The organism is Limosilactobacillus viscerum (assembly GCF_947387525.1).
GTDB lineage: Bacteria > Bacillota > Bacilli > Lactobacillales > Lactobacillaceae > Limosilactobacillus > Limosilactobacillus viscerum.
In genome coordinates, this window is sequence record NZ_CANDNW010000066.1 from 1 (window position 1) to 1055 (window position 1055).

Here is a 1055-nt window from a genome sequence, read left to right on the forward strand (position 1 = left end):
TGGCAGATTGCAATAAATAAATTGAACACTTCATCGAAACATTTTTCGCATAAAGACTTCAATGGGTGATCGCCAGTTGAGACATTTAAGTGGCCGTGAGTTTAAGTTCCAGTTAATTTGAATTAGTTCCTGATCACTAATCTCTTCGATTGGCTTGCCTTTAGGAATAAAGCGACGCAGAACTCGATTACGGTTCTCATTACTACCACGTTCATGTGGCGAATAAGCATGGGCAAAGTAAAGATTAATACCGGTCTGTTCTTCAACTTCACGATAGTTGGCGAATTCTTTACCATGGTCAACCGTGATGGTCTTAAGCTTTGGTCCCAATTGTTTAGCTAGTTCCAGTATGGCTAACGTCATTGCTTGACTACTACGACTTTCAAGACGTTTAACAATCGTTAATCTACTTTGCCGTTCGACAAAAGTGGCCACCGCTTGTCCTCTTCGTTTACCAGATAGAACAGTGTCAGCTTCAAAGTGACCAAACGTTTTACGAGTCTTAACTTCCTGTGGACGTTCTTCAATTGAACGGCCATGACTAAATGTTCCCCGAGTTTCTTTCGCCCGATGACGACGAATACCGCTGTCAGGAAGATCAGATAATTGAATGTCAAGTAAGTCCTGGTCAATCCAGTTATAAATGGTCTTATAGGCAATGCCAACCATGTGAGCAACCTGTTCAGGTGACCACTTCTGAATTTTAATTTTGTCTTCGATCAAGCGTTTTAGATTAGCAGTCAGCACATATTTACGTCCACGTAACTTAAGCTTTGTCTCATGATCCTGTTGAGATCGCTTAGCATTATAAGGTAAAGGGAGACGATGTAATTCATTGAAAATCGTCGTTTTACTGAAGCCCAGATAATCTGCAATATAGCGAAGAGAACGATGCTCATAAAGTAAAGTTTCAATGACAATGCGGTCAGCAAATGATAAAATAGTGGTGCCCATAAAGGTCCTTCTTTCTAATGGAATGTTGTGGTAACACCATTAAAGACCTTTATGGGTTTTCTTGTCCACTTAAATGTTCAACTTATATTTTACAATCTGCC

At 40.0% G+C, this 1055-nt stretch carries 1 protein-coding gene; it reads right to left on the reverse strand.

The window, feature by feature from the left end; translation table 11 throughout:
* Nucleotides 1-30 precede the first annotated feature (30 nt).
* Nucleotides 31-954, reverse strand: a complete 924-nt coding sequence (locus QOS07_RS09230; RefSeq protein ID WP_283588649.1) for an IS30 family transposase — start codon at nucleotides 952-954, stop codon at nucleotides 31-33.
* Nucleotides 955-1055 lie beyond the last annotated feature (101 nt).

Bases quoted from the DNA above. Each gene is read 5' to 3' on its own strand.
- QOS07_RS09230 (WP_283588649.1), bottom strand. From the start codon at position 954: ATGGGCACCACTATTTTATCATTTGCTGACCGCATTGTCATTGAAACT.